The following is a 24,898-nucleotide window of genomic DNA, read 5'->3' on the forward strand; positions in this document are numbered from 1 at the left end:
TTTTAATTCTCTAGTAGTTTCAGGAATTTTATGAAATACTTCTCTTTTTCTCCTTCGTAGAACCGCAGCATTTGCACCAAGTATTTCCGATTTCCTCTATTCTTCCTTATCTTATTTGTCACCAAACGGATTTCTTCCAAGTCGTGGAGTTTTCCTGTGACATCATGAAGTTTTTTCAATCTGTCCGCTTCCTTCAACCTCTCTGGCGGAAGAAGCTCTTTGTAAAAAATCATATTATAAGAGATGATCTTCCCATTTAATCTCAATTTATGGATTTTTTCATCTTCTCCTGTTCTGGCTTGTTTTTCAAGCTTTTTTTGTTTTTTCAGAAGATGATCAAAACGCTTCACAATAAACTCCTTCTCTCGGTCCTCCATGGATCCTTTATTATTTTTCACGATGGACTGTGAATTAAGGTAATACCCTGAGACCGTTCTGTAGAAAAACATTCTGAACTGAAATGTATCCTCATAAAGTTCTTTCTTCTTTCGAGCGTTCTGTAAAACAGAAAGAAGTATTCTCTCCTTCTCTCCTTCATCTCCCATTTTCTTGCCGCTTTCTTCGCAGTACACTTCAAATTCGCAAAAGAGCTTCGTAAATACATCTGCTTTTCTTCGGGGTCCAAGTGACCTCAGTAAAAGCTGGTAGTTTTTCTTTATTTTCTGATTGCCTTTTAAGCGAAGCATCGGTTCATAGAATTCATGAATGGATAAGAGCTGCCTTAGAATCACCCTTAAATCATGGATTTTATCCTCATCTTCCGTCCACTGATCTCCTTCCAGACACAGAAGGAGCAGCCCATGGGCATCTTTAGAGAGTTTTTTTGCTTGATAGAAGAACTTCTCAAGAGACTGATTTCGAGTCATGAAACTCACACCTCCTCAGCGCGTTTCAAAGTGTCATGCCAGTTTTTCACCAAACCGACAGCCATTTCGCTGCTTTGTTGCGAAGCTAAACAACAGGTTCAACGAAAAATGTGACATTATTAATATTTCATTCATAATTTTAAATTGTTTTTAATTTGCAGAAAAATGAAAAGGTTTGTACTCTCTGTTTTGGAATGCAAATCGATTACACTCAACATCATTATATCGTTAATAATCCTCTGGTTCTTTAAAAAATTTGAAATTATATTTGACTTGTTGTTATCAGAATGTTAATATCCTTACAAGTTCACAAAAAAATCAATAATTTAAAAATATTGAGGAAGACTGCACTATAGAAATTGTCACAGAGAGTCGGGGATGCTGAAAGCCGATACAAACCTCTATAGCAGCTTATCACTTCTGAATTTCATTACCGAACAGTAAGCTTATTAAGTAATGACGCATACCAGCGTTAAAGGGTTAGGGTTTATTTGAACCTGATGAGGCAGACTCTGCGAGGAATCTGCAAAAGTAAAGTGGTACCGTGCTAAAGCACCTTTATTATGTCAAAGGACATGATAGAGGTTTTTTTATACAATTTATTATGATTTCGGAGGGAAACAAATGAAAAAAGAACTGAAGTTATTTACCGCATCGCTCTTATCCGTATTATTCTTATCCGGCTGTGCCGCCAGTGGATCATCCAGTGATGGCGACACCGTTAAACTAGGTCTTAACTATGAACTCTCTGGTAATGTATCCACCTATGGAACAAGCCTTGTGGAGGGAATCGAATTTGCCGTGAAGGAAATCAACGCCAATGGCGGAGTCCTTGGAAAGCAAATTGAGCTGGTAAAAGCAGACAACAAGTCTTCAGGGGAAGAAGCTGCCAATGTCTCTTCCAGACTTGCCACCCGTGATAAGGTTGTAGCTATTCTGGGACCTGCCACTTCAGGTAATGTGAAATCAGCGCTGCCTGCCGCAGAAGAAAACAAAGTGCCACTCATCTCTGCCTCTTCTACCGCAGATGATGTGACACTGAATGCAGAAGGCGGTGTGCGACAGTATGTGTTTAAAACATGTTTCAGCGACTCCTTCCAGGGAGTTACTATGGCAAACTTCGCTGCGAAAGAACTGGGTCTATTGAAGGCCGCTGTATTAAGAGACAATACCTCCGATTACAGCCAAGGTCTCACCGATGCTTTCAGCAATACCTATAGTGCCTTAGGTGGAGAGATTCTGATAGAAGAAGCTTACCAGGCGAAAGAAACTGATTTTAAATCACTGCTCACCAACATCAAAGCTGCAAATCCGGATGTCCTTTTTGTTCCAGGATATTATGAAGAAGTAGGTCTGATCATCAAACAAGCTCGAGAATTGGGTCTTGATGTGCCTGTGCTTGGCGCAGATGGTTTTGACTCACCAAAGCTTGTTGAAATTGCTGGTGCAGAGAACTTAAATGGAACCTATTATTCAAACCATTACTCTTCTAGTGACACCTCTCCAGAAGTCGTAACATTCAAGAATGCCTTCAACAAAGAATTCAGCAAAGATCCTGATGCATTCAATGCCCTTGGATATGACATGGCCTATATGGTAGCAGATGCACTGGAAAGAGCTGGAGAGGCAGACCGTGAGAAACTTACAGCTGCTTTGGCTTCTACAAAGGACTTCAAAGGCATCACTGGTACACTCAGCATGGATGAGTTCCATAACCCAATCAAAGCAGTTACAATCCTTGAAGTCAAAGATGGCGTCCCAACCTATTTGATGAAACAGGAACCATAAAAAACATTCAGATGCTGAAGCTGCCTTTTTAGGCAGCTTGCGTCTTTTCACTAAGGGGGAAATATTTTGGAACAATTACTACAACAGGCAGTCAACGGCATTTCTCTTGGCAGTATCTATGCGCTCATCGCATTAGGATACACCATGGTCTATGGAGTCATCAACCTGATCAACTTCGCTCATGGTGAAGTGCTCATGGTCGGCGCGTATATCGGCCTCTATCTCACCAGTGTATTGGGTCTTCCCTTTTTGCCAGCTCTTCTATTGGCAATGGTCTTAAGTGGTGTGCTGGGTATGGTCATTGAAAAGGTTGCCTACAAACCATTGCGAAACGGAACAAGGATTTCAGCACTCATTACAGCCATTGCTGTATCCCTGTTTATGCAGTATGGCATGATGTATTTTGTGGGTCCTGAAAGCAGAACCTATAAAGATCTCCTCCCATCGAAGCAAATCGATCTTTTCTCCACAGGAGCCCTTATTGATATCAAGAGTTTTTACATCATCTTCATCACCCTCATCATGATGCTTTTGCTGATGTACCTGACGAAGTTCACAAAGATGGGAAAATCCATGCGTGCTCTATCTCAGGATCGGGATGCAGCTGAACTGATGGGCATTAATGTGAACCAGACCATTTCCTACACTTTTTTCATCGGTTCCTCTCTGGCAGGAGCTGCCGGTGTTCTCATTGGTGTATATTACAGTACCATCAATCCCCTCATGGGAGCCACTCCTGGGCTGAAAGCCTTTGTATCTGCTGTAATCGGCGGAATCGGCATTATTCCTGGAGCGGTATTTGGAGGTTTTTTCCTCGGTATTGTTGAGACGGCAGTGAGCGCTTTCGGAGGTTCCTTGTACAAGGATGCTGTGGCTTTCTTCATTCTTATTGTTTTCTTGTTGGTAAAACCCTCAGGGCTTCTTGGCAAAAACACACAAGAGAAAGTATAGGTGATAACATGAGAAAAATTATGACGAAAAAAAATATGGTCACAGCAGCATTCATAGCCGCAGGATATCTTCTGGTGGATCTTTTGATGAAAGCAGGAATCATTGACTCCTATATTTTCCTGAACCTTGTCAGTATTGGACTCAACATCATCCTTGCGGTGAGTTTGAACCTCATCACAGGATTCACAGGTCAGTTCTCACTGGGCCATGCTGCATTCATGTCTATAGGTGCCTACGCATCTGGAATTCTTACTGTAAAGTTTGACTTGCCTTTTTCCCTGGGAATCCTTGGAGCAGCTTTATCAGCAGCTGCGGCAGGACTTTTCATCGGCATACCAACTCTACGGCTGAAAGGCGACTATCTGGCCATCGCCACTCTAGGATTCGGAGAAATTGTGCGTATTGTGGGACTAAATTCAAAATATATCGGAGGTGCCATGGGTCTCAATGACATCCCAAGGTATACCAACTGGCCCTGGCTCTACAGTATGGTTCTTTTCACCATCCTTGTGATTCACAACTTCATCCATTCCTATCACGGCCGTGCTGTCCTCTCGATCAAAGAAGATGAACTGGCATCCACTGCCATGGGCGTTCCGGTAAGCCGTTATAAGATTCTTGTATTTTCCATGGGTGCTTTCTTCGCAGGCATTGCTGGAGCACTTTACGCAAATTATTTCTATTTCATCAGACCCGACTCTTTTGGCTTTATGAAGTCTATTGATATTCTCGTCATTGTTGTATTAGGGGGTCTTGGCAGCATCAAAGGCTCCGTGATCAGCGCTGTGGTTTTATCACTTCTTTCCTTGTCCTTACAAGGAATCCCAGAACTCAGAATGGTGATATATGCCGTGATTCTGTTTATTATGATGGTGTACAAACCTCAGAACATCCTGAAAAATCTGTTTCGAAAAGTATGGAAGGAGGCATAAAATGAAAATTTTGGAAGTACAAGGTCTTACAAAAGAATTTGGCGGCATCAAGGCCGTAAAGGATGTGAACCTTTCCGTCCGAAAAGACAGCATTACTGGAATCATCGGGCCGAATGGTGCAGGAAAAACCACTTTTTTCAATCTGCTTACAGGAATCTACACCCCCTCCTCCGGAAAGATTATATATCATCTGAAGGATACTGTTACCGGGAAATCCATCCAACCACAGAAGATGCCTTCTCACGGGATTGCAAGGACATTTCAGAACATCAGACTTTTTAAGGAGATGACAGTTCTCGAGAATGTTCTTCTTGGCAACCATCCCAACTTGAACTACAGTGTTTTTTCTGCCCTCTTCAGGCTTACTCCTTTTTTCACGGGTGAAGAAAAAGCTGTAGAAGAAGCAATGGCTCTTCTTAAAATTTTCAACTTGGCAGACAAATGTGATGAAAAAGCTAAAAATCTTCCCTATGGAGATCAGAGAAGACTGGAAATCGCACGTGCCATGGCTTCAAAACCAAGTCTTTTGCTTCTAGACGAACCTGCTGCAGGCATGAACCCTCAAGAAACAAAAGAACTCACCGAGCTCATCAAATGGGTGAAGGAAACCTTCCAGCTCTCTGTCATCCTCATAGAGCATGACATGTCACTTGTGATGAATCTTTGTGATGATCTGTTTGTTTTTGACTATGGGAATCTCATTGCTCAAGGGACACCTGCTGAAATACAGGTCCATCCTGAAGTGATCAAAGCCTATCTTGGAGGTGAGAATATTGCTTAAGCTGGAAAATCTTTCTGTGCATTATGGTGCCATAGAAGCACTGAAAAATCTGTCTCTTGAAGTCCACAAAGGAGAAATCGTTTCTCTCATCGGTGCCAACGGTGCAGGGAAAACCACTACTCTTCGGACCATATCCGGCCTCGAAAAAAAGACGTCCGGAAATATCCTCCTTCTGGGCGAAGATCTTTCCAAAGTATCTTCCTCTGCCATCGTTCGAAAGGGCATCTCCCATATCCCTGAGGGAAGACGTGTCTTCCCTAAAATGACCGTGGAAGAAAACCTGGAACTGGGAGCCATCACACGAAAAGATAAAATTCAGGTTCAAAAGGATTTTGAAAAAGCTTATCTGCTGTTTCCAAGACTTCGCGAAAGAAAACACCAGATAGCAGGAACTCTTTCAGGCGGAGAACAGCAGATGCTCGCCATCGCAAGAGGCCTCCTCTCAAAACCTCAGCTGCTCATTCTGGACGAACCATCCATGGGTCTCGCCCCAATCATTGTTCATGAGATCTTCGAGATTATCAAAAATATCAATGAGGAAGGCACCACCATTCTTTTGGTAGAACAAAATGCAAATCTTGCGCTAAAAATATCCAAACGAAGCTATATCATAAAAACTGGCACCGTAGAGACGGAAGGGTTTTCTAAAGATCTTCTGGCTATGGATGAAATCCGGAAAGCATACTTGGGCGGATAAAAAACACCCTCTGATTGATTTTCAATCAGAGGGTGTTTTAATATAAAGCATATACTTTCATCTGTATGCTGCCATGAGGCTTTCCAGCTCCACGGATATTTAGTGAAACAGTTTTTGAACCTCATCGAGAATCTGATCGGCGGTCTCTCTTTTGGATAGTTTTCCCAATGGGATAATATCGCCAGATTTATGGTAAAGGGTCACCTCATTCTGATCTTCTCCAAATACTTTTCCATGAGAAATATCATTGGCGCAGATAAGATCCAGATTCTTCTTCTTCAGTTTTTCCAGAGCATTCTTTTCTATATCTTCAGATTCCGCTGCAAATCCAACAAGAATCTGCTGAGCTTTCTGCTCTCCTAGACTCTTCAGAATATCAAGATCCTTGATAAGTTCAAGATGAAGCGTTTCTCCAGATTTTTTGATCTTTTCTGTAGCGTATTGCTTCACTTTGTAATCTGAGACCGCTGCCGCCATAATCACAGCATCAGCACCAGAAAACCTTTCCTGAAGAGCCTTGGCCATGGCTTCATTTGTCAGTGCTTTTATAGACTGAACTCCTCGGGGCAGCTCCTCAGTCACATGACCATGGATCAGAGTGACTTCCGCTCCTCTTTCAAGAAGGGCCTCTGCTATTGCAATCCCCATTTTCCCAGAGGATCTGTTTGTAAGAACTCTCACAGGGTCCAGTGGCGCTTCTGTGCCGCCTGCGGTCACCAGCACACGTTTCCCAGCGAAATCTTTCCTTGGATACAGCAGCGCCATGATTTCCATGAAAATATCCTGAACCAATGCGAGTTTTCCTTCTCCCACATCACCGCATGCGAGCCTTCCCTGACCTGGACTGACAAAAGTGTAGCCCAGAGATTTCAGTTTGTTCATATTTTCAACAACCATAGGATTGCTGTACATATTTGTATTCATTGCTGGTGCAATCAGAACCTTTGCCCGGGTAGCCATGACAGATGTGGAAATAAAATCATCTGAAATGCCATGGGCCAGTTTACCGATGATATTCGCTGTAGCGGGAACCACAGCAAACACATCTGCTTTTTTTGCTAAAGAAATATGAGCAATTTCATATGCCTTTGGTTCATCAAACATATCTGTGATGACTGGATTCTGACTGAGACTCTGAAAAGACAGAGGTGTGACAAACTCCTGTGCGGATTTTGTCATCGCCACATCCACATTGATGTTTTGCTTACGAAGCAAAGAGACCAGCTCCAATGCTTTATAAGCGGCGATACCACCAGTTACACCCACCACTACATTTTTCATGACTATTTCACACCGTCTTTAAGGGTTTCATATTCTATCAGTCCCGCATTGACTTCATTGACAGCCACAGTAAGGGGATTCACGCTGGTCACAGGAATCAGTGGTTCCTGTCCATCGATGATCTGTCTTGCTCTTTTGGATGTTAGGGTGACAAGTCTATACCTGTTCTCCACCTTTTCCAGCAGTTCTGTTACGGATGGTTCAATTAATGAGCTCATTATAATTCTTCCTCCTTTAAGGTTAAAATTTCATTGGTTACTCGGGTAACTCGGCAACGTTCTGCGCGAACAATGCACATGAGGTCGCTGTATGCCTGTTCCACCGTGTGATTGGTGATGGCATAGTTGTACTTGGAAACATAGTTGATCTCGTTGTAGGCAGACTTGAACCTTGTAAGCAAAGAATCAGGAGTTTCGCTGCCTCTTCCGATGATTCTCTTTTTCAGTTCATTCATGGAAGGGGGCAGGATAAAAATAAAAATTCCTTCTGATGTGTTTTCCTGAACATTCAGTGCTCCCTGAATATCAATCTCAAGAATGACATCAAATCCTTCTGCCAGCTTCTCCTCCACTTCTTTTCTTGGTGTTCCGTAATAATTGCCATATACCTCAGCATATTCAAGAAAAGCATCCTCTTCAATTCTCTTTAGAAATTCTTCCTTGGAGACAAAGAAATAGCTCTCCCCATGCACTTCCCCTACACGCGGTGCCCGTGTCGTCATGGACACAGAATTCCATACATGATTCTGACAGTGCTTTTTATATGCGTCACAAACAGTGCCTTTCCCTGCACCTGAGGGTCCTGATATCACCAGGAGAAGTCCTCTACTCATCAATACCTACCTCATCAATCACGTCTTCTTTGGTTTCAAGTCTATGGGCGACAGTCTCTGGTTGAACAGCAGACAGGATAATATGGTCTGAATCCGTCACAATCACTGCTCTGGTTCTTCTGCCGTAGGTTGCATCAATCAGCATCCCACGTTCTCTGGCTTCCTGAATGATTCTTTTGATTGGTGCTGATTCTGGTGATACAATGGCAACAATTTTATTGGCAGAAACGATATTCCCAAAACCAATATTCACTAAGCGGATGTTCATTTTCTCACCTCTATTCAATATTTTGCATTTGTTCTCTTATTTTCTCAATCTCATTTTTGATGGAAAGAACGACATTGGTTATCTCAATATCAACAGACTTAGATGCCATGGTGTTTGCTTCCCGATTCATCTCCTGGGCAAGGAAATCCAGTTTTCTACCCACGGGCTCCTCTTCCTTGAGAAAGTTCTCCAGCTGCTCCATATGAGAAGAAAGCCTTGTCAGCTCTTCATCAATACTCGCCTTGTCGGTATACATGGCAACTTCCAACGCCAATCTTGATTCATCCACCGGCACTTTTTCCAGAAGCTCTTCAATTCTCTTTTCCAGTCTTTCCTTGTAAAGAGGAATCACCAGCTTGTCTCGCTCCCTGATTTTATCCACCAGAGCAATGATGCCTTCTTTCTTCTGCAGCATATCATTTTTCAGAGATGTGCCCTCAGCTTTTTTCATTTCCAGCATCTTTAGTGAGGCCTCCCTCACTGCTTCTTCAAGAAGCGCCCAGATTTCCTCTATATTCTCTTCTTTTTCCTCTGTAAAGATCACATCCGGAAATCTGGAGACCAGTGAAACAGAGATATCATCTTTTAGGGAGAAGGAATCCTTAATGGAGTTCAGCGCATCCACATACCCCTTCGCCAGATGAAGATTGGTCTGAACCGCCAAATCTTCTTTAGCATAATTTCTGTAGGTGATAAACACATCCAGCTTACCTCTGGAAATCACCTTTGAGATCTCTTTTCGGACTCTATCCTCAAGAGACATCAGACTCTTGGGCATACGGATAGAAAAATCAAGGTATCTGTGATTCACACCTCTCATTTCCACCAGAAAACTTCTCTTCTCGTCTTCGGCCATTCCTCTGCCAAACCCTGTCATACTCTTTATCATAGCACACCTCCAAACATCATAGGTCTAACTGCTCCACTCACTGTCTTCCATATATAGGTCTTTTTCAAACCAGTCCCTCACATCTTCTCTTCTTTCATACAGGGACAACGCTACCATGAGTTTGATTCTTGCTTTTTGTCCGGGGAGTGAATCCCCGAAGATGACGCCCATGGTTCTCAGATGTTTACCTCCACCTTCATAACCATAACTTCCATATACTCTCCCTTCATAGCATCTGGATACAATAACCACATGGATCCCTTTAGAGAGCGCATACCGAATTCCTTCCACCATCTGGGGAGGCACATTGCCACGTCCAAAGGCTTCAATGACAATTCCTTTCATTCCCTGGTCTGTGAGAAACTTCAGATAGGAGGAGTCCATACCTGCTGCGGTTTTCACCAGAGCCACTGCCGTTTCCAGCGTATCTATGTGTTCCACCTGTCTTACATCATTGCTTCTGTAATAAATGACTCTATTGTTGTCTACAATCCCAAGAGGTCCAAATGAGGGAGTTCGGAATGCATTAAGGGAGAGGGAGTTTGTTTTGGTGACTTCTTGTGCCGCATTGAGTTCGCCATTGAGACACACAAGCACACCACGCCCTCTGGACTCTTTGGAAGAAGCGGTGACAATGGATTGTGCGAGGTTAGATGGACCATCATACCCCAGTTCCGATCCGGAACGCATCGCGCCGGTAAAGACAATGGGCATTTCAGTATCAATGGTCAGATCAAAGAGAAATGCTGTTTCTTCTAATGTATCGGTTCCATGGGTAATCACAACGCCATCCGGATTATCCTCTTCCATGACCCTCAAAGTGAAAGACCTCAACTCCATCATCTTCTCCATGGTCATATGAGGACTGGGAAATGAACTGAAATTATAGGACTTGACTTCCGCATGTTTCTCAATGCCAGTGACCATATGCATGATTTCCTCCCCAGTAAGGGAAGGAACTGCTGCTTTGATTTTTGGATCTACTTTCATGGAGATTGTGCCGCCGTTGAATATCACTACAATTTTCTTCATACATCCGCCTCTTTTTTCTTCTCTGCAAAATACTGATAGAGATATGTTTGAATTCTTCCATTGTACAGTTTCCTGTTCTTATGGGCTTTCTTTCCAAATGTCTTTTCAAATCCTTCTAAAGCAGTGAGGATAAACATTTCATAGTCTTCATGGACCGCTTTGTCTCTTCCCATTTTCTCCATGAGCATTCTTACATGCTCATCCTCCAGAAGACGTTCCCCATAAGGAGGATTGGTGATGATGGTCACATCTTTTTCTGTGAATCTGTGCTTCATATAGTCAGAAGGCAGGAAATAAATGTGTTTGAACACACCCGCTTTTTTGGCATTCATCTTCGCTGTGGAGAGGACATAAGTATCAATATCATACCCGGTGATTGGAAATTTGATATCCTTGATCTGACTTCTGGCTCCTTCACGCACTTGCGGGAAAATATCCTTTGGGAAACTTGGCCAGGTCTCACACACGAAATTCCGCTCCATATTGGGCGCCATATTTTTCGCGATCATAGCCGCTTCAATGAGTATTGTTCCTGAACCGCAAAAAGGATCTATAAGAGGCCGATTTCCATCATAGCCGGAGATCAGCACAAGGGCTGCCGCCAGTGTCTCTTTCAGAGGGGCTTTTCCTGAATGTTCTCTGTAGCCTCGTCTGTGGAGTCCTTCACCAGAGGTATCCAGTGTAAGTGTGGCTAAATCTTTTAAAAGACCGATTTCAATCTTAAACACAGCACCGGTCTCAGCAAACTGTTCCCGGTCATAAGTTCTTTTCATGGACTCCACTACAGCTTTCTTAACGATGCTCTGGCAGTCCGGCACACTATAGAGCTTGCTTCTCACGGATTTACCCGTTACATGCATTTTACCGCTCACGGGGATGATTTTGCCAAAATCCACTGCTTTTGTACCCTGAAAAAGATCTTCAAAGGACTCCGCTTTAAATTCAGCCAGTTTGATCAATACTCGTTCTGCTGTTCTCAGATGAATGTTGCATATGGCAATATCCATTTCGTCTCCATAGAACTCTACTTTTCCGTTTTCCACATGTAAGTCGTCGTATCCCAAAGCTTTCAGTTCATTGGACAATATCTTTTCTATGCCGAAGGCACAAGTGGCGATGAGTGTGTACTCCATTACTGCTCTCCTTTAAGTGTCAGAGATAAAGGACAGTGGTCTGACCCCATAATATGGTTGTAGATTTCCACTTCTGTAATCTCGGGAAGCGTGTTTTCAGAAACAACGAAATAATCTATTCTCCAACCGGCATTCCTGTCTCTCGCTCTAAACCGCTGATCCCACCAGGTATAGATTACCTTTTCCGGATTTTCTTGCCTGTAGACATCCACGTAACCATGGCTCAACAGCTTCCTAAACCATTGCCTCTCAATATCCAGAAACCCTGAGGTTTTTCTGTTGGACTCGGGATTTGCCAGATCTATTTCCTCATGCGCAACATTAAAATCTCCTGTTACGATGACTTTCTTGCCATTCTCCTTCAGAGAATCAAACTTCACAAGAAGATCCTCATAAAACTTCATCTTGTAGGCCAATCTTTCTTCACCACGGCCACCATTGGGGAAGTAAATACCGAAGATCGCATGGTCTCCCACATTCACCTGCAAAACCCTTCCCTCAACATCATATTCAGGTATTCCTGAACCTTTGATGATTTCATCCACAGGGATTCTTGTATAGACCGCCACAGAGGAATACCCTTTTCTTTCTCCTGAATGCATAGTCAAGGTGTACCCCAGGTCTTTGAGAAGAATTTCCTCTACCAGCTGATGTTCCTGCATTTTCGTTTCCTGTAGAAACAGAACATCAGGGTCAAGCTCTATCACACTTTCTCTGAAGCCTTTTTTCATGATTGCCCTAAGGCCATTGACATTCCATGATACTATTTTCATGCTACCCTTCCTTTGTGTATATTTCCACAGCATTTTTTCCATCAATCTCTTCGAGCATTACTTTGATCATTTCATTTCTTGAAGTAGGCACATTTTTACCCACATAATCTGCACGAATGGGAAGTTCCCGGTGACCCCTGTCAATGAGGACAGCGAGCTGAATGCTTCTTGGTCTTCCATTAGCAGTGATGGCATCCAGTGCAGCCCGCACTGTTCTTCCTGTAAAAAGGACATCATCCACCAGAACAACTTTTTTATCCTTGATGGAAACTTCGATCACATCATTTTTGATTTGGGGACTCTCATAGTCTTCCTCCAAATCATCCCGATAAAGGGTTATATCCACACTGGCAACAGGAAGAGATACCTCTTCAAAGTTTAGAATGTTTTCACGAATTCTTTCAGCCAGAGGAACACCTCTTCTTTTAATGCCCACAAGGACCAAGTCCTGGACTCCTTTGTTTTTTTCAACAATTTCATGGGCAATTCTCACAAGTGCCCTTTCAATGGCTTTTTCATCTAATAATGCTGCTTTAAACTCCATAGTTCTTCCGCAAAGCAAAAGCTTCCGGAAATGACACCACCTTTTATTTTTATCCGGCATTCTGCCAATATACTATCTTTTATTATACTAACAAACCCCAGTCAAAGACCAGGGTTTGTTCACACTTCATTAACTTTGTTCATCTTTTGTTTATTTTATCTTGTCCATTCGATGTAATTTCACCAGAAACTCTTTGAATTCCCTATGAACTGGCGTGTGAAACATCAAAAACCCTTTCTGAGGCGTCTGAAAACCTAGGACAGCGGCATGAAGGAGCTGACCTTTCACGGAGTCCTTCTTATGACCATAGGTAAAATCTCCTACCAAAGGATGATGAAGGGAGGCCATATGAACTCTGATCTGATGAGTCCTACCTGTCTCAAGAGAAGCCTCAACGAGCGTATATCCCTTATAGCGCCGGATGACTTTGTAATGGGTCACTGCCCGTTTTCCATCTGGAACAATCCCCATCTTGAGCCGGTCATTCTTAGATCTTCCAAGGGGTGCATCCACAGTGCCTTCTTCCTGTTTCACATTACCATGTACCAAAGCATAATATCTTCTGATCATGCTGTGATCCTTCAGCTGACTGGACAGATAGCCATGGGCCTGATCATTTTTAGCAACAACCAGTATTCCCGTGGTATCCTTATCAATCCGGTGTACAATCCCAGGCCTCAGCACACCATTGATGCCGGAAAGATCTTTCACATGGTAGAGCAGCGCATTTACCAAGGTATCATGGTAGTTTCCCACGGCAGGGTGAACCACCATACCTTTTTCCTTATCCACCACAAGCAGATCCTCATCCTCATATAGAATCCGGAGAGGGATGTTCTTTGCGGTAACCTCCAGCTCACTTAGTTCTGGCAGCTCCACAAGGATCCGCTCATGAGACTTGACTTTATAGGAGGATTTTCTGATTTTGCCCTCTACTGAGATGCATCCGTCTTCTATGAGCTTCTGGAGATAGGATCTTGAAAGATCAAGCAGATTCTCACGAAGGTACACATCCAAGCGGAGTCCTTCTTTTTCAGCCTCCACGAGATACTGTATTTCTTCCACTTATTCCACTTCCTTTATGATATAAAGAATAAGAAGCCCTGTACCAACAGTGATGCAGATATCTGCCACATTGAATGTGGGGAAATAATAGGTGTTTTTCCAGTGCCAGGAGATGAAATCCACAACAAATCCGTATCGGAGCCGATCAATGAGGTTCCCGATGGCTCCTGTCATTATCAGAGCTGTACTGATGGTCAGAAGCTTTGTTTTCTTCTTGGTTTTCTGATACATCACAAAAAGCACCGCCATGATAATTACAGTGACAAATGCCAGAAGATAGACTCTTCCCTGAAAAATCCCAAAGGCAGCCCCTCTATTCTCCAGGTAGGAGAAATCAAAGAATCCTTCAATGACTGTGATATCGGGCTGTCCTTTCAAGGTGCCAATGGCCCAGATTTTAGTGACATAATCCAGCAGCATACCCAAAATAAAAATCAAATAAATCATCTGTACCTCCATAACTCTTTCGATGTCTTCATTATTTCTTCCAGCACTTCCATCGAGATGGTCTGCTGCGCATCCGAGATGGACTCGTTTGGCGCAATGTGACTTTCAATCATCAGCCCATCTGCCCCTGCCATAATCCCTGCAAGAGCCATAGGCTTCACCAAAGATCGAACTCCTGTCCCATGGCTTGGATCCACAAGGACTGGCAGCCTGCAGTTCTCTTTGAGGTAAGCAACTGAGTTGAGATCCATTGTGTTTCTTGTGGTCGTTTCAAAGGTTCTGATTCCACGTTCACAGAGAATTACCTTTTCATTGCCTGTATTCAGTATATATTCTGCAGCACTGACCCACTCTGACACCGTGGCGCTGAACCCCCTCTTCAGTATGACGGGTCTGCCAAGCTTTCCCGCTTCCTCAAGAAGCACATAGTTATACATGTTCCTGGAACCAATCTGAATCAGATCCACGAACCCCTCTGCTTTTTCCAGATCTCGGACATCCAGTATCTCTGTGGAAATCACGAACCCAAACTCTTTTTTGATGGTTTTAAGGATTTCTAGCCCTTCCTCTTTCAATCCCTGAAAATCATAAGGCGATGTTCTGGGCTTAAATGCACCGCCCCTCAGAACATCTACCCCTAACGCTTTCAGCTTTGTGGCAATATTCCTCATTGTGTCCAGATTCTCCACCGAGCAAGGCCCTGAAAAAACCACAAGATCTTCTCCAAGCACCTTCTCGCCAATATTGATATTAACTTTACCTTTTGATAAATCCATACTCTTTTGTATCATCTCTTACTCCATAATCTCCAGCACAGCAGAGCGAATCCATTCTTCTGTCACGCTTTGCTTGATTTCCGGACAACCCGCTTCACGTAACAGCGTGAAACGTAGATTGTCATCATTCTTTTTATCCTTTTTGATGTAGTCCAAAAGTTTATCCACAGATAAATCGGCTACCGCAGTAACCATACCAAACTTCTCCATGATGGACCGTGTTTGCATACGAAGGTTACTGCCAAGCCCCAGTAACGCCTCACTGAGTTTCAGCTCTGCTAGGAGTCCCAACGCCACGGCCTCTCCGTGGGTAAAAATCTCCGGATAAACCGCCTCAAGACCATGGGCGATGTTGTGTCCGAAATTCAGCACATTCCGCTGGCCTTGATCATAAAAATCCTGAGATACAGCCTCAATCTTGATCTTCAGTCCCATCTCAACATAGGTTCTCCCGTGGAGACTCCGCAATGAATCTTCCTTCTCCAGAAGCTGAAGGATTGGTTCCTTTCCGATTAAGCCATATTTTAAGATTTCGCCCATGCCGCTTTTCAGGTGTCTCTCTGATAGAGAATCCAAAAACTCTGTACAGATGAATATCTCATCTGGCTTTTTGAATGTGCCGATATAGTTCTTCACACCCTTAAAATTCACACCGCATTTCCCTCCTACTGTACTGTCACACATGGCAAGCAGTGTCGTAGGAATGAGAATCAGAGGAATTCCTCTCTTGAAGGTTGCAGATGCGTATCCAGCCAGATCCCCTGTAATACCACCGCCAATGGCAACAAGAGGCTCTACACTCTGATGCCGGAAGAGGAACTCATAGAGATTTTCCGTCTCCTCCAGTGTCTTCTTTGATTCCGATGCGTCAAGCAGATAGACTTTTTTACCTTGTATGTGCTCCCTAAGTTCTGACCAGCAGTCAAACACATTCCGATCCACAACAAATAGAGCCCTTTCTGGAAGTCTTTCCAAAGTGCTCTTTACAGATGAACAGAACTCTATGTGTTCTTTTTGAAATATATCTTCTATGCTCCTCAGTCCTTTCAAAAGTTATCTTATCACAGGAAATCTTCCTTCACAAGAAAAGAGACTTTATTTCAAAGTCTCTTTCTCCTTAATCATCCTTGAACATCTTCGAACAGCTCAGCAGCCTCTTCCTCTTCAAAGAGGTCTTTTGGTGTAATACCTGAAACCTGCATCGAGCTGGAGCCTAAGGTCCCTTTTTCAATTTCCTCAGAATTTGTCTTGAATGAACTCATCTGACCTTCTAGAAAACTGAGGACACGCATTTTAAAATTCCCAAAGTCCATTCGGTATTTTTCATATTCTCTTTTTAGCATCTCATTTTCCCGATTTGCATTTTCAATAATTGCCTGGGCTTTTTCTTTTGCATTCTCAAGAATGTGCTGTGCTTCATTCTCAGCTTGAATCTTCGTTGCATCAGCAGTATTCTGTGCGAGTACCAGCGTACTTTGCAGCGTCTTTTCCAGGCTCGCATAATGTTGAATTTTTTCATTATATGCTTCCAGCTTATCTTTCAGACTGGCATTTTCCCTATATAGAGCTTCAAAATCCTCCACGACTTCATCTAAAAACTCATCCACTTCATCTGTACTGTACCCTCTCATGGTTCTTTTAAACTCTTTGTTGGTAATTTCCACTGGTGTTATCTTCATGTCCACGCCCTCCTCTTACTGCTATAAAAATTTATAGAATTCCATTCTTAAGTTGCCTTTTTGTGTTTCTTTCAGCACTTCTCCAATCTTGAATTTCCCTTTCCGTCTTATGGTCAGAGTATCCTCTGGTTTCAGCTCTTTTGATTTTTCTTTGCATTCCTGATAGTTAAGCAGTACAAGACCCCGTTCAATCAGCTCCACTGCCTTTCCTCTGGATGTCTTTGCGAGCTCTGCAACAATCACATCCACTCTCTTCGAAGCAACAACTGCCTCAAATTTCTGGAGTGAAGGCATAAGCTCCTTCACTTTATCCTCATAGTCATAAAGCTTTGTTTCTACTGCACACTTTCCTGCACCATAAAGATGTTCTGTCACATAAGAACCCATTTCCTCAAAAACAAGCACATAAGCCACATCCTGATGCACAAACAAATCCCCAAACTTTTCTCTCTGGATACCTAATCCTAAAAGAGCGCCCAGGTAATCCTTGTGCTCAAGCTTTATCGCAGGCTGGAGGTTCGTAATCTCCACAATCTTCAATGGAGATGCTCCTTCCCAGTTCACAGAAAAGACTCTTCGTTCCAGAAACTCTTCTCCTAGAACTGTGATATTGCTAAACTCCTTCATCTTTTCTACTGTACTCCACACTAGGGGAGTGTAGAATTCTTCTACAACAAAGGGGAAGTCGTAGTTTCTTGCTCTTTCCAAGGCCTCATAAAGCTTTGCCATTCTAAAGGTGTCCTCATTGCTGAAAGCCCTTACAAAGCTTTGTTTATCCATTACTTCCAGTTGAGAAGTCCTTTAAGTGAACTCTCTTCCTTTGCTTCTCTGGAAACTTCCACCGTGGAAGGTGATAGAACATAAACCCCATTCTCCACTTCCTGAAGATCCCCGCCAAGAGCATAGGTAGATCCGGCAATGAAATCCAGAAGTCTCTGAGCGGTACGTGGTTCCAGCCCTGAGGTGTTTACAACAACAATCTTATTGGCTTTTAGGCTGTCAGAAATCTGCGGTGCCTCATCAAAGGTGTTAGGCTTGATGATGTGGACCTTTGTCTGTCCGCCATGGAGGTTCACCACTTTGTTAACCTCTTTCTGCTCTCTTCTTCTGCCTAAAACAGAATAGCTTTCCTTTGGCGTTTCCATCTCTTCTTCCTCATACTCTTCCTGATCATAGTCATCATAAAGTTCTTCGTCTTCAAAACCCATCATGTTTTTAATTGAGCTTAACATCTTTCCCATTTTTCTTTCCTCCTATAATTAAACCGTATAGTTTCTAGCGCCAAAAATTCCAGTGCCAACTCGAATCATATTTGATCCTTCTTCCATCGCCGTCATATAATCCATGGACATACCCATACTAAGCACTTCCATGGAGAAGCGTTCCTGTTTGATCTCTGCCAGTTTCTCAAAAAGCTCATGCATCTTCCGGAAGTAGTTCCGGTTTTCCTCTTCACTTCCTTGAGGGATGATGGCCATGAGGCCTTTGACTCTGATATGTTTAAGTTCTCCTAAAAGAGTAATGAACTCTCCTAGATTTTCAGTAAGAATTCCGGCCTTTTGAGGCTCTTCGCCAATATTCACCTCTATCAGCGTATCTACGAGAATCCCTTTGTTCTCTGCCCTCTTATTGATTTCGAGAGCCAGGGACTCCCGGTCCAAGGATTGGATCAGATATGTCTTGCCTACTATTTTTCTCACTTTATTGGTTTGCAGACCCCCGATCAAATGCCAACGGATGTCTTTTGGCAGAAGCTCGTATTTTTCTTCCAGCTCCTGTACTTTATTCTCACCAAAATCACGGATCCCTTCTTTATAAGCTTCCATGATCTCTTCTGCCGATTTTGTTTTTGAAACGGCAACCAATGTCACATTGTCCTTCAGTGTGCTTCTGATTTCTTCTAAGTTTTTGCTGATATTTGACAATAAGCACGCCTCCTATTCATTTAATTCATCTAGATATAATGGATATATTTCCTCAATGGAACCATCCAATGTCATAATCGGACGTTTCTCTAAATTGATTTCAATGCCTCTATGCTTCAGATTGGAAATCTGGTTGTATTCATTTGCAGTATACGGATCAAGAAGTGCTCTGTCTCCTATCACCTTCAGAACAAACGGTGCAGGTAGTTTTTCTCCATTGATGGAAATGAACGCTCCGCTGCAAAAAATTTCTGAAGTCTCAGTAACCCTCTCCCCATTAATTTCAATGGTTTCAGCACCATGCAGATTAAGCTCATTGAGAAGTTTCAGCATATCCTCATTATGTATGATTCTAAGCCAGCTTTCCATGGATCCTGGAATTTCAGATTCTTTTGCTTCTCCGTCTCTCATCGTGAGGATAATGCCTTCTCCCTGGACGATTTCATAACCGAGCAACCTGCTGTTTCTATTGTACTCCAGTTTCAGCTCCTCATAGATGTTTTCATAGTCTTCCACATTCTCCCTATAACCATCCAGTTTTCGTTCATAGTTGAAATTTTCTTCTTTCAATCTCTCAATTTCACTTCGAAGGTTATTCCTAAGCTCAACCTTGTCCCCCTGATCCATTTCCACTTTATAAAGGTTCATCTTGCCTGCCACCAGTGACACCATGACCGAAAGACCCAAGCCGATGACAACAGAACCCAAGAACACGCTTACTCTATGCCTCTTCATGAAAATACCGTTCGAGCAGCATTCGTCTGATTACCGCAAAATTGTTGAAGATTCTGCTGCCAAATACAATTACTGCGGCAAGATACATGGGGATGCTGAGTTGGTCACCAAAATAAGTAAGAACAACTGCAATGATACCATTACCGAAAAAACCGGAAAGAAAAATCATCTGATTGAAATTATGTGCGAGGTAAGCCTTCCATGCTCCAATGACAGAGTCGAAGCAAGCAAGAATTGCTACTGCCACATAAATGCTGTAAACATCAGGGATTTTAATATTCAATGACAGTCCAAGGAAAATCCCCAGAAGCAGTCCCAAAATTACTATCATGGATGCACCTCCTCCATACTGTCTGTTCTATAAGCTTTACTATACTTTGGAATGAGTATATGATCTTCAGCATAAAATCTGATATCATAAAACTCCAGAGCGTAGTAGGAGAGTACTCCTTGAAAAGCCATGGCCCCCTTCAGTTTTTCAGGATCACCAATCGCTCTTATGATAACCTCATCCCGTGGCGAGACCTTCTCATCATTCACAAGAATATAGCTGTTGTTGGAACTGGATTGGATCCCAGTTTGTATGGATATTCGCTTGTCATTGATGCTAATGGCCTCCGCTCCCGCAAACTTCAGTTCATTAACCAAATAGATCAGCTCCAGGTCTGTCAGATAATTAAAGGTCTGAGGATTCAGGCTGGCATCTGTAGGTCTGAGTGTCATCACAATCCCAGGTCCTTTGGTATCCACCATGCCGAGGAGAAGCCTTGAACGGTCCAGTTCTTCTTTTAGCAGCGTATGGGCTTCACTGGAAGACGCAGCTGCTGTCTCAAAATTTTTCACATCCTGAAGAAGTTCACGATTCTTTTGAAGAAGCGCCTCTTTTTCACCTTCCAAGGAGGCTATTTCCTGAAGAAGCAGTTCTGTTTCTTCTATGGTTAACGTTCGAACAGGTTCCTGTCTCTGCTGATACTGATAGGTAAGCAGAAAGCCCAGTATCAGAAATACTGCTGCAACCATCCATTGATTATTTTTCTTCTTCATGTTCATCTGTCACCTTACTCTTCATTTCCTTCCTCTTCCTGCTCCTGCTCTCCTTCTCCAGAAGTGCCATCCTCTGAAGGGGTAGTGATTCTTCCTTCATCAAAAATCACCGGATCATCCGCATACGCTAAATCCAAATATCCTTTCACTTCATCCAGATGACCTGAGAGGATGATATTGATGGCCGCATTCAGCTTTTCCTTTAATGAATCGCCATATCCCAGACGAATCTCCGTATCATGGTAATACGTCTTGATATTGGAAGACTCTGTGAGATCCAGTACCGATAATTCCACTACACTTGTGTTTCTCTCATGAAGTACGACAAATGTTTCCAGTATCCTCATTTTTTCCGGTGCATCCTCATAGATATTTCCACCAAGCTCCGGAAGTGGTCTTGCATCAATCAAAGTCACTCCCTCTATGGGATTTGCTCCCACATCCAGAAGCTTTCCCGTTTCTGTAAGAAGACTATACACACCATTACTGTAATAATTCACTTTTGCAGTATGTTCCTTTACTTTGATTGAAATACCATTGGGGAGTACTCTCTTGATTTCTGCTGATGAAAAATATGGATGTTTTTTCAGGTGTTCTGTGATTGCCTGGGTATTCATGAGAAATATATTTTCACCGAATAATGATTTTGCGCTTTCCTCCACAAACCCTTTAGGAATCTCCACCTGACCAGATACGGTTACTTTTCCAACTGTAAAGTATGGTGCTTTCAATAGAAAACCAATCACACCGGCTATGACCAACACAAGAAGTACAGTAAGGATCCTCTTTCTTCTACGGCGCTTTTTGCGTTCTATCCGTTCCTGAATTTCTTTTAGGCTCACTTTCTGTCACCCCTCTTCCTCTCAAAATCACACAGATTTTGACTGTCTTGAAATATTAAGCAGTACACCTACTGCAACTAGATTAACCACCAGAGATGTTCCTCCAGCGCTGATGAATGGCAATGTAACCCCCGTCACCGGGAAAGCGCCAATAACCACGGCAATATTGATGAAGGACTGTAAAGCAAATATGGCGGTGATGCCCACTGCTAGGAGCCTGCCGAACTGATCCTTCGCTTCAATAGATATGCGGATTCCTCTATAGATGAGAATCAGAAGAAGAAGCATCAGGAAAAGTCCTCCGATGAGACCCAGTTCTTCAACAATTACTGCGAAAATAAAATCATTCTGTGCTTCAGGCAGCCAAAACGCTTTTAGTCTGGACATGCCAATCCCTTGTCCGAATACGCCTCCACTTGTGAGGGCGTAGAGTGACTGAACCAGCTGATGACCTGCCCCCTGGGCTTCTTTAAATGGATCCCCAAAATTAAGAAGTCTTGCCATTCTATAAGGCTCAATCCAAAGAAGAATTCCAAGACCGCTGATGCCAATGGACACATAGGTGAACAGCTGCAGGAACGTTCCTCCTGCAAGGAAAATCAGTATCAAAGAAGTAATCACGATGATTGCTCCAATGGAGAGATTGCTCTGCAGAATCACCACGATGCCTGCAAACACAATCATCATGACAAAAACTCGAATGGTTGGCTTCCATTTTTTCTTTCCCTTTAATAAATCCAGTCTTTTCAATGTATTGGCCGCATAGAGCACCATGGTGAACTTTGCAAGTTCTGAAGGCTGAAGAGAAAGACTTCCAAAACGAAGCCATCGGCTTGCGCCTTTAACAGGTTCAAAAAGAATAACAGCCACATTCAAGACTAAAACCACAAACACCAGAAGTTTCGTTCGAGACATCGTCATAAAATGATAATCAAAATTCGATACCACAAAAACCATGATAAAAAGACCAGCAGCTGCGAAAAAACCTTGTCTTATGACATCTGTATAGGATTCACGTCCCCGTACGATATTCTCATAACTGGAAGCACTGTACACCATCAGCAGACCGAATAAAACCAGCGCTACCGTAACTGCAAGCAGGGTGAAATCAACTTCTTTATACTTTTTCGCTTTCTTTTTTCTTACTTTCTGTACTCTGGCTTTCGACGAAGGCGAGCCACTTCTTCCAGAAAAATCTTTTGTTCTTTCCATGATGCCTCCCTCAGCCTCTCACACGCTATAAAACCAGGTACGCTGCAACCACTGCAAGTAGTGTGACTGAAGCAAAAACAACAACAATTTTGTTTTCCTTCCACCCCAGTGCTTCAAAGTGATGATGGATCGGTGCCATTTTAAAAACACGCTTTCCTGTCTTTTTAAAAACTGCCACCTGAATAATCACAGATAAAGTTTCCACCACATAGACAATCCCCACAAGTATGAGGAGAATTTCTGTTTTGGTCATCAGTGCAGCAACACCTACGGCACCGCCTAATGCAAGAGACCCCGTATCTCCCATAAACACTTTAGCCGGATAGCGGTTGTAAAACAGAAATGACAGCAGACCACCTATAAGAACGGAAGAAAAGAGAACTACTGGCTCCTGTTCCTGTTTCATACCGACAAGAACATAGAAAATCAGAACGCAAATGGTCACTGTGGAAGACAATCCATCTATCCCATCGGTCAGATTTACTGCATTAGTCACCGATGCAAAAAATACCACTACAAAGAGCACATAAAAGATACCAAGTGAAACCTCAGTATTCACAAATGGAATCCTTACCGTATCATAGTTGAATCCAAAATGCAGTACACACCCTGCAAGGATACCAAAAAGCAGAAGATAGGCCATTTTACTTTTGGCACTCAGTCCATCGGAAGATTTTTTCTTCACTTTCAGATAATCATCCATAAAACCAATGAGGCCAAAGGAGAGTGTCACAACGATCATAAATACTACTGTAGCGTTTATCTTAGAGAACAAAAGTCCCACTATAAGAAGAACTGAGAGAAATAGAACACCGCCCATACTTGGAATTCCCTGCTTCACTAAGTGAGACTCAGGACCTTCCTTTCTGATGTTCTGGCCGAACTTGAATGCTTTCAGCTTTCTGATTACATAGGGTCCCATGGCTATGCCTACAGCCATACTGACAAAAAGCGAAATAACACTTATTTCCATTCTTTATTTCCTCCGAGTTCTTCAAGTATTGGTAGAAACCTTTCAAAATACATTCCTCGAGATGCTTTCAGGAGCACCACATCGCCTTTCTTCAAGAACCCTTTCAGCGCTTGCTGGGCTTCTTCAAAGGTATCAACCCCCATAGATCCTTCTCCAAAGGTTTCCACCATGACTTTTTGATATTCACCTACGAAGAGAGCCTGGTCAACACCGCGCTCCTTTGCTGCAAGGGCAACCGTTTTATGCGCGTCCATGGACTCCTCCCCCAGTTCACGCATCGTCCCAAGTACTGCTACTTTCCTGCCCTTGAACTGGGCTAGATAATGAAGTGCGGCTTTCATGGAATCTGGACTTGCATTATAACAATCGTTGATTACTGTAAAATGCTCGTACTTCAACACATCCATTCTCATTGCACTCTTCGCTACTTCCACCTCATGAAGATCTTGGTCCGTCAGGCCAAGTTCTTTGGACATAATGTAACAGAGAATTCCATTCAGCACATTATGTCTGCCTGGTATATGAAGACGTATGACATCTTTAGACTTGTTCACTGTGAACTCTACAGAGCCCTCATGAAGCTTCACATTCTTAGCAATGAAATCTCCTTCTTTCAAGCCCCCAGTAAGAACCCTGAATTTCTTGTCGGTAACCGTATTCAGATAAGGATCGTCTCCGTTCAGCACCAGAAGAGAGTGATTTGAGAAGAAATCTGTGATTTCCATTTTAGCTTTCAATATATTTTCCTGTGATCCCAAGTTCTCAATGTGAGATAACCCGATATTCGTAATGATTGCATAGTCCGGCAACGCGACGCGTGCCAGATTGTGAATCTCTAAAGGTGCACTCATGCCCATTTCCAGGACCGCAAAATCATAACTGTCATCGAGGGAAAAGATCATCAGTGGGAGTCCTAGTTCATTATTATAGTTCCCTGACGTTTTGAAAACCCGGTATTTTTTAGACAACATCCCATGGAGAATGTCCTTCGTGGACGTCTTTCCAGTTGAACCAGTAATACCAATAATTTTTACAGATAATAGAGATCTGTAGTAATGCGCAAGATCCAGAATTGCCCGGTAAGTGCTTTGAACTTTCAGTACAGCCTTACCTGCTGGAATCTCTGTCGGTTCTATCCCTTCAATAATTGCCACTGATGCTCCTTTCTCAAAAGCATCCAGATAGTGTTCATTTCCATTGAAATGCTCCCCTTTAATACCGATAAACAAAGAGTCTTCCGATACAATTCTTGAATCAATAAAAACGTCCTGAAAACTGGCTTCCATATTGCCATACACTACTGCATCCAGCTTCTCTACAATATCTTTTATAAAAATGGTTTTCATCTTTACCTCACTACTCCATCAGTCAAAATCACTAATTACTATACCATATTTCTTTTCTCGTTACTTTGATTAAAGAAAATAGCATGT

At 42.8% G+C, this 24,898-nt stretch carries 30 protein-coding genes and 1 other annotated feature; of the genes, 5 read left to right on the forward strand and 25 right to left on the reverse strand.

Annotated features, from left to right (window positions below; translation table 11 throughout):
• Nucleotides 1-2: 2 nt before the first annotated feature.
• Complete coding sequence (locus tag T487_RS0100825) at nt 3-866, reverse strand: CHAD domain-containing protein (RefSeq protein WP_031572843.1); 864 nt, start codon at nt 864-866, stop codon at nt 3-5.
• A gap of 326 nt (nt 867-1,192) precedes the next feature.
• Nucleotides 1,193-1,429: a binding site (T-box leader), on the forward strand.
• Between the two features lie 61 nt (nt 1,430-1,490).
• On the opposite strand from T487_RS0100825, the gene T487_RS0100830 reads away from it, so the two are divergent.
• The 5 genes from T487_RS0100830 (at nt 1,491) to T487_RS0100850 (ending at nt 6,015) form a co-directional block, all read left to right on the forward strand.
• On the forward strand, nt 1,491-2,654 hold the full coding sequence (locus tag T487_RS0100830) for an ABC transporter substrate-binding protein (RefSeq protein ID WP_031572845.1): 1,164 nt from the start codon (nt 1,491-1,493) through the stop codon (nt 2,652-2,654).
• Nucleotides 2,655-2,720: 66 nt separating this feature from the next.
• Nucleotides 2,721-3,605: a branched-chain amino acid ABC transporter permease gene (locus T487_RS0100835; RefSeq protein ID WP_031572848.1), complete on the forward strand. Its 885-nt coding sequence runs from the start codon at nt 2,721-2,723 to the stop codon at nt 3,603-3,605.
• A 20-nt stretch (nt 3,606-3,625) separates the two neighbouring features.
• Complete coding sequence (locus T487_RS0100840) at nt 3,626-4,537, forward strand: branched-chain amino acid ABC transporter permease (RefSeq protein ID WP_242847995.1); 912 nt, start codon at nt 3,626-3,628, stop codon at nt 4,535-4,537.
• A 1-nt stretch (nt 4,538) separates the two neighbouring features.
• Complete coding sequence (locus tag T487_RS0100845) at nt 4,539-5,318, forward strand: ABC transporter ATP-binding protein (RefSeq protein WP_031572854.1); 780 nt, start codon at nt 4,539-4,541, stop codon at nt 5,316-5,318.
• Nucleotides 5,311-6,015, forward strand: coding sequence for an ABC transporter ATP-binding protein (locus tag T487_RS0100850; protein WP_031572856.1), 705 nt, complete (start codon nt 5,311-5,313; stop codon nt 6,013-6,015). The genes T487_RS0100845 and T487_RS0100850 overlap by 8 nt, the downstream gene beginning before the upstream one ends.
• A gap of 99 nt (nt 6,016-6,114) precedes the next feature.
• On the opposite strand, the gene coaBC is transcribed toward T487_RS0100850, so the two are convergent.
• From coaBC to T487_RS0100970, 24 genes are all read right to left on the reverse strand, one after another.
• Complete coding sequence (coaBC, locus tag T487_RS0100855) at nt 6,115-7,296, reverse strand: bifunctional phosphopantothenoylcysteine decarboxylase/phosphopantothenate--cysteine ligase CoaBC (RefSeq protein WP_031572857.1); 1,182 nt, start codon at nt 7,294-7,296, stop codon at nt 6,115-6,117.
• 2 nt (nt 7,297-7,298) lie between these two features.
• On the reverse strand, nt 7,299-7,514 hold the full coding sequence (rpoZ, locus tag T487_RS0100860) for a DNA-directed RNA polymerase subunit omega (RefSeq protein WP_376751687.1): 216 nt from the start codon (nt 7,512-7,514) through the stop codon (nt 7,299-7,301).
• Complete coding sequence (gmk, locus tag T487_RS0100865) at nt 7,514-8,131, reverse strand: guanylate kinase (protein WP_176758067.1); 618 nt, start codon at nt 8,129-8,131, stop codon at nt 7,514-7,516. The genes rpoZ and gmk overlap by 1 nt, the downstream gene beginning before the upstream one ends.
• Nucleotides 8,121-8,396: an extracellular matrix/biofilm regulator RemA gene (remA, locus tag T487_RS0100870; RefSeq protein ID WP_031572863.1), complete on the reverse strand. Its 276-nt coding sequence runs from the start codon at nt 8,394-8,396 to the stop codon at nt 8,121-8,123. Before remA ends, gmk begins: the two co-directional genes overlap by 11 nt.
• 10 nt (nt 8,397-8,406) lie before the next feature.
• Nucleotides 8,407-9,285, reverse strand: coding sequence for a YicC/YloC family endoribonuclease (locus T487_RS0100875; RefSeq protein WP_031572865.1), 879 nt, complete (start codon nt 9,283-9,285; stop codon nt 8,407-8,409).
• A gap of 24 nt (nt 9,286-9,309) precedes the next feature.
• Nucleotides 9,310-10,317 carry an asparaginase gene (locus T487_RS0100880; protein ID WP_031572867.1) on the reverse strand — a complete coding sequence of 336 codons (1,008 nt, stop codon included), beginning with the start codon at nt 10,315-10,317 and terminating at the stop codon, nt 9,310-9,312.
• The gene (locus T487_RS0100885; RefSeq protein WP_031572869.1) at nt 10,314-11,450 is read right to left on the reverse strand and encodes a THUMP domain-containing class I SAM-dependent RNA methyltransferase; all 1,137 of its coding nucleotides are present in this window, start codon (nt 11,448-11,450) and stop codon (nt 10,314-10,316) included. The genes T487_RS0100880 and T487_RS0100885 overlap by 4 nt, the downstream gene beginning before the upstream one ends.
• The gene (locus T487_RS0100890) at nt 11,450-12,223 is read right to left on the reverse strand and encodes an exodeoxyribonuclease III (protein ID WP_031572871.1); all 774 of its coding nucleotides are present in this window, start codon (nt 12,221-12,223) and stop codon (nt 11,450-11,452) included. Before T487_RS0100890 ends, T487_RS0100885 begins: the two co-directional genes overlap by 1 nt.
• A gap of 1 nt (nt 12,224) precedes the next feature.
• Nucleotides 12,225-12,767, reverse strand: a complete 543-nt coding sequence (gene pyrR, locus T487_RS0100895; RefSeq protein WP_031572873.1) for a bifunctional pyr operon transcriptional regulator/uracil phosphoribosyltransferase PyrR — start codon at nt 12,765-12,767, stop codon at nt 12,225-12,227.
• Between the two features lie 150 nt (nt 12,768-12,917).
• Nucleotides 12,918-13,832: an RluA family pseudouridine synthase gene (locus T487_RS0100900; protein ID WP_031572875.1), complete on the reverse strand. Its 915-nt coding sequence runs from the start codon at nt 13,830-13,832 to the stop codon at nt 12,918-12,920.
• Nucleotides 13,833-14,279, reverse strand: a complete 447-nt coding sequence (lspA, locus tag T487_RS0100905) for a signal peptidase II (protein ID WP_031572877.1) — start codon at nt 14,277-14,279, stop codon at nt 13,833-13,835. It abuts the gene before it with no gap.
• A complete protein-coding gene (aroF, locus tag T487_RS0100910) occupies nt 14,276-15,055 on the reverse strand; it encodes a 3-deoxy-7-phosphoheptulonate synthase (RefSeq protein WP_423219160.1) in 780 nt (259 codons plus the stop codon). The genes lspA and aroF overlap by 4 nt, the downstream gene beginning before the upstream one ends.
• 18 nt (nt 15,056-15,073) lie before the next feature.
• Nucleotides 15,074-16,105: a 3-dehydroquinate synthase gene (locus T487_RS0100915; RefSeq protein ID WP_051651415.1), complete on the reverse strand. Its 1,032-nt coding sequence runs from the start codon at nt 16,103-16,105 to the stop codon at nt 15,074-15,076.
• Nucleotides 16,106-16,176: 71 nt separating this feature from the next.
• Nucleotides 16,177-16,734 carry a DivIVA domain-containing protein gene (locus T487_RS0100920; RefSeq protein WP_051651416.1) on the reverse strand — a complete coding sequence of 186 codons (558 nt, stop codon included), beginning with the start codon at nt 16,732-16,734 and terminating at the stop codon, nt 16,177-16,179.
• 21 nt (nt 16,735-16,755) lie between these two features.
• Nucleotides 16,756-17,514 (reverse strand): YlmH/Sll1252 family protein, encoded by a 759-nt coding sequence (locus T487_RS0100925; RefSeq protein ID WP_031572888.1) that lies wholly within the window; start codon nt 17,512-17,514, stop codon nt 16,756-16,758.
• Nucleotides 17,514-17,975 carry a cell division protein SepF gene (locus tag T487_RS0100930; RefSeq protein WP_031572891.1) on the reverse strand — a complete coding sequence of 154 codons (462 nt, stop codon included), beginning with the start codon at nt 17,973-17,975 and terminating at the stop codon, nt 17,514-17,516. The genes T487_RS0100925 and T487_RS0100930 overlap by 1 nt, the downstream gene beginning before the upstream one ends.
• An 18-nt stretch (nt 17,976-17,993) precedes the next feature.
• The gene (locus T487_RS0100935) at nt 17,994-18,659 is read right to left on the reverse strand and encodes a YggS family pyridoxal phosphate-dependent enzyme (protein WP_031572894.1); all 666 of its coding nucleotides are present in this window, start codon (nt 18,657-18,659) and stop codon (nt 17,994-17,996) included.
• Nucleotides 18,660-18,671: 12 nt separating this feature from the next.
• Entirely contained in the window at nt 18,672-19,394 is a 723-nt protein-coding gene (locus tag T487_RS0100940) for a DUF881 domain-containing protein (protein ID WP_081827496.1), read from the reverse strand.
• Nucleotides 19,381-19,725, reverse strand: a complete 345-nt coding sequence (locus tag T487_RS0100945) for a small basic family protein (RefSeq protein ID WP_031572900.1) — start codon at nt 19,723-19,725, stop codon at nt 19,381-19,383. Before T487_RS0100945 ends, T487_RS0100940 begins: the two co-directional genes overlap by 14 nt.
• Nucleotides 19,722-20,438, reverse strand: a complete 717-nt coding sequence (locus T487_RS0100950; RefSeq protein ID WP_031572903.1) for a DUF881 domain-containing protein — start codon at nt 20,436-20,438, stop codon at nt 19,722-19,724. The genes T487_RS0100945 and T487_RS0100950 overlap by 4 nt, the downstream gene beginning before the upstream one ends.
• 14 nt (nt 20,439-20,452) lie before the next feature.
• Nucleotides 20,453-21,280 carry a cell division protein FtsQ/DivIB gene (locus T487_RS15675; protein WP_031572904.1) on the reverse strand — a complete coding sequence of 276 codons (828 nt, stop codon included), beginning with the start codon at nt 21,278-21,280 and terminating at the stop codon, nt 20,453-20,455.
• Nucleotides 21,281-21,307: 27 nt separating this feature from the next.
• A complete protein-coding gene (ftsW, locus tag T487_RS0100960) occupies nt 21,308-22,492 on the reverse strand; it encodes a putative lipid II flippase FtsW (RefSeq protein WP_031572905.1) in 1,185 nt (394 codons plus the stop codon).
• Between the two features lie 25 nt (nt 22,493-22,517).
• Nucleotides 22,518-23,465, reverse strand: a complete 948-nt coding sequence (gene mraY / locus T487_RS0100965; protein ID WP_031572907.1) for a phospho-N-acetylmuramoyl-pentapeptide-transferase — start codon at nt 23,463-23,465, stop codon at nt 22,518-22,520.
• The gene (locus tag T487_RS0100970; RefSeq protein WP_031572909.1) at nt 23,456-24,811 is read right to left on the reverse strand and encodes a UDP-N-acetylmuramoyl-tripeptide--D-alanyl-D-alanine ligase; all 1,356 of its coding nucleotides are present in this window, start codon (nt 24,809-24,811) and stop codon (nt 23,456-23,458) included. Before T487_RS0100970 ends, mraY begins: the two co-directional genes overlap by 10 nt.
• Nucleotides 24,812-24,898 lie beyond the last annotated feature (87 nt).

Origin of the sequence: Proteiniclasticum ruminis DSM 24773, assembly GCF_000701905.1 — a bacterium.
Taxonomy (GTDB): Bacteria; Bacillota; Clostridia; order Clostridiales; family Clostridiaceae; genus Proteiniclasticum; species Proteiniclasticum ruminis.